Origin of the sequence: Desulfosarcina sp. (assembly GCF_033791525.1) — a bacterium.
Taxonomy (GTDB): domain Bacteria; phylum Desulfobacterota; class Desulfobacteria; order Desulfobacterales; family Desulfosarcinaceae; genus Desulfosarcina.
Map to the genome: position 1 here is coordinate 1 of NZ_JASJGN010000111.1, position 3,798 is coordinate 3,798.

A 3,798-nucleotide genomic window follows, 5' to 3' on the forward strand; every position below is an offset into this window, starting at 1 on the left:
GCTGTAGCCGTCGGCGCCGATCTGGTCGGCAAAGGCCTGGGTCACCGGCGCGCCGCCAATGATCGTCTTAGTGGTCATGCCTGCTTCCTTGACCGCCTTGACCGTGCTCTCCATGGACGGCATGGTGGTAGTCAGCAGGGCGGACAGGGCGATCACATTGGCGCTTTTCTCCGCGGCGGTCTTGACGAACTTCTCGCTGTCCACGTCCACCCCCAGGTCGACCACCTCGAAGCCGGCCCCTTCCATCATCATCGAGACCAGGTTCTTGCCGATGTCGTGCAGGTCGCCCTTGACCGTGCCGATGACAACAATGCCTTTGCTCTGGTTCTGGTCGGCGCTCAGGTGGGGCTTTAAGATCTTCAGGCCCGCCTTCATGGCCTGGGCGGCCATGAGCATCTCGGGCACGAAGAGCTCGCCGGCGGAAAAGCGCTCGCCGACCTCGTCCATGGCGCTGATCAGCCCGTCGTTCAAGATGGCGTCGATGTCCGTGCCCGCATCCAACTCCGCCTGGGTTTTAGCCAGTACGGTTGCTTCGTCGAATGCCAGTACCGCGTTGAAAATCTCTTTTACTGTCATTTTATAACTCCTTATTTTCTCCATTTTTGTGTTATCGTTGCGATATATGTTAGTCCTCAATTAGATTTTCGGTGATCCACAAACTTGACAAGGTCCCTTTCAATCATGGGATCAATGTCCGGTTTTTCGTATGCGGAAAGTCGGTCTGCCAGGATTTTCCCTGCCCGTTTGTCCATTTCACGCAGCTCCATCTGTTGCCATTTGGTATGGATCGCCCGGGTGTTCAGGACGGGTTCAAAAAACTCGGTTCGACAGCGCTGCATGGTGTGGCCCTGCATCAGGTAGTTCCCCGAGGTTCCAAGCGTTTTGATCAAATCCATGGCAAAGGCGTCTTCCGACAATTCAACAGGTTTCATCAGCCGTTTTAGCGCTCCGCAAAGATCTTCATCGGCTATGAATTTTTCATAGCTCATGGCCAACATGGAACCATAAGTACCACAGGTGTGAAGGCTGACATCCACACCGGACAACGCAGCCGTGGTCATCATCATCGCCGATTCCATTCCCGCCTGATAATCAAGGCTGAAGGATTCCGTCAAAGCCCCCTGGCTCCTGCAGGGAACGCCATAATAACGACCCAATGCGGTGACGATGGCGGTATGCTTGGCATCCTCCGGTGATGCGTTGACATACCCTCCGGTTCTCATTTCGGTGGGGCTGCCTCCCAATCCGTATACAATTGGGGTTCCCGGATTGAGCAATTGAGAGAGACAGATTCCTGCCAGTGTGGTGGCATTGGAGATTACCAGCGACCCGGCAATGGTAATGGGACCGGTTGATCCGAGGGAACAGGACGAGTGAATAATAACGGGTTGACCGGCCTGGGCGTATACCATCAGCGCTTCGATGGATTCATCGGCATACTGAAGGGGTGAAAGTGAATCCACCAGTGAGATCATTACCCGCTCACTGGTGTCTCCCCATATTTTCCCTGCCAATTGCAGTGAATCTAATGCCGCGGTCTCTGATGCAGTACTGCCCATAAGTGGCTTATCCGTCAGGAGCATCGTGCCTAAAAGAATATCCAGATGGGCCGTTTCCTGGGGCACGTCGTTGGGCTGGACAACGATGGAGCTGTTGAAATCCAGGCAGGTTGACGTCTGGACAAGCTTGCAGAAGTTGTGGACATCCTCAAGGGTGGCATTGCGTTTCTCACCGGTAGTGTCGATGATAAATGGAGGACCATAACCTGGGGCCATCATATATTCGCCACCACCGATGCAGATGCTTTTTTTTGGGTTACGCGCCTTGATGGTAAATTGTCCAGGAACGGTTTCCAACGCGGTGACAATATCTTTATCTTCAAAATAGACGGTTTGCCCATCGATCCGGAACCCCCTTTTTCTGAACATCTCAAGGGCTTTCTGACTGGGAAAGCGGATTCCGCAATCCTTAAGCAGTTCCAGTGAACGGCTATGAATTTGATCCAGGATGGATTTGTCAAAATTAATGAGGGCTCTGTTGATCATCGTTTAAATCTCCACAAATTGACGGTTTTCTCATCAGTCATAGTTGTGCAATTCGGGCCATGGCGTCGATAACATTCTCACGGCTGTTGAAGGCACTAACGCGAATAAAACCAGATCCGTTGTTGCCAAACCCGCTGCCCGGGGTTGTTACCACTGATGCTTGTTGTAATAAACGATCAAAAAAGGCCCAGTCATCCTGACCGGTGTTGATCCAGATATAGGGAGAATGCTCACCACCGACCACTTTGAATCCACACTCGGTCATGGCCCTGCGGATGATCTTGGCATTCTCCAGATAATAGTCTGTCAGTTCCCGAACCTGCCTTCTTCCATCTTCAGAAAAAGCCGCTTCCGCAGACCGTTGCACGGGGTAAGAGACACCGTTAAATTTGGTGGTCTGGCGGCGCATCCAGAGATCCCTCACTGAAATGGGGTCACCGTTTTCATCAAATGCCATGCAAGCTTTCGGGACGACTGTGTAGGCGCAACGCGTACCCGTGAAACCAGCCATTTTAGAAAAGCTTCTAAACTCTACCGCCACCTCATGGGCACCTTCGATCTCGAAAATGGAATGTGGCAGAGAGTCTTCGCGGATGAAATCCACATATGCGGCATCAAACAGGATCAGTGCCTGGTTATTCCTTGCAAAAGATACCCACTGCTCCAGGCTTTCTTTATCCATAACGGTACCGGTGGGATTGTTTGGTGAACATAGATAAATCAGATCTACCGGCTGGTCTGGCACGGACGGAAGAAACCGATTATCTGCTGTACATGGCAGATAGACAATACCTTGGTAATGACCATCTTTAAAAATGCCCGTCCGGCCTGCCATCACATTCGTATCTAAATATACCGGGTAGACCGGGTCCGGGATTGCCACAGCAATGTCAGTTGCAAAAAGTTCCTGGAAATTACCGCAGTCACATTTGGAACCGTCTGAGATAAACACCTCATCGGGATCAATGTTAGCTTCCCTATATCCAAAGTCCTTTTCGGCAATTACCTCCCGAAGAAACGCGTATCCTTCACTGGGGCCATATCCTCGGAAGGTCTCAGGAGAACCTTGCTCGTCGATGGCATTGTGAAAGGCATCAATGCATGCTGGCGGGAGCGGTTGGGTGACATCACCGATACCCAGACGAATAATTTTGGCTGCCGGGTTGGCATCCTGATAGGCGGCTACGCGTTTGGCGATGGTGTAAAAAAGGTACGATGATTGAAGCTTTTTGAAGTGCCGGTTGACACGAATCATCTCGGTTCGCTTTTTAAGGTTGGACTATTTAAAGTTCAATACGGTGCGATTCATTGCCTCGAAATTGGCCCTGGGTGTATTAGGAGACGTCGTGCCCGCTGTTGAAAACAAATATCCGCTCATCCCGCGGGCTCTTTCAAGGTGTTCACGGGTATCCCTTTCAACCTCTTCCGGCGTGCCAATCAGCAAGGGGCCGTTGGGGTTCAGATTATCGAAGATCGCCATACGATCACCGACTTTTTCCTTGAGTTCACAGATGTCCAACACGGTTGATTGGGTCAGGTTGCCCGGCATGATGCCGTGCATATCCATCTCCAGCAGCATGTCCACAATACCGGTTTTAACGATGGGACCGCACATGTGGGGCAGGACCCGCGCTCCCATTGTGGACAGGGCGTTGACGGTTTGCGTGGTGGGGACGTGGATAAATTCCCTATAATGCTGCGGCGACATCAGGAGGGGGCACTCCATGTCCGCTCCGTAAAAGATGTATTCGAC

Annotated in this window: 4 protein-coding genes; all 4 read right to left on the reverse strand. The window is 51.8% G+C overall.

Translation table 11 applies throughout. The features are described 5' to 3' along the window. A partial coding sequence (locus QNK41_RS05430; RefSeq protein ID WP_319254553.1) for a corrinoid protein occupies positions 1-576 on the reverse strand: 576 nt, incomplete at its 3' end. Between the two features lie 56 nt (positions 577-632). Continuing rightward, positions 633-2,045: a trimethylamine methyltransferase family protein gene (locus QNK41_RS05435; RefSeq protein WP_319254555.1), complete on the reverse strand. Its 1,413-nt coding sequence runs from the start codon at positions 2,043-2,045 to the stop codon at positions 633-635. 37 nt (positions 2,046-2,082) lie between these two features. Beyond that, the gene (locus QNK41_RS05440) at positions 2,083-3,300 is read right to left on the reverse strand and encodes an LL-diaminopimelate aminotransferase (protein ID WP_319254557.1); all 1,218 of its coding nucleotides are present in this window, start codon (positions 3,298-3,300) and stop codon (positions 2,083-2,085) included. A gap of 24 nt (positions 3,301-3,324) precedes the next feature. Beyond that, on the reverse strand, positions 3,325-3,798 hold a 474-nt coding region (locus QNK41_RS05445; protein WP_319254559.1), incomplete at its 5' end, for a uroporphyrinogen decarboxylase family protein.

What these genes read in the sequence shown, in the direction of transcription:
- QNK41_RS05440 (WP_319254557.1), bottom strand. Translation starts at nt 3,300, where the DNA reads ATGATTCGTGTCAACCGGCACTTCAAAAAGCTTCAATCATCGTACCTT.
- QNK41_RS05435 (WP_319254555.1), bottom strand. Translation starts at nt 2,045, where the DNA reads ATGATCAACAGAGCCCTCATTAATTTTGACAAATCCATCCTGGATCAA.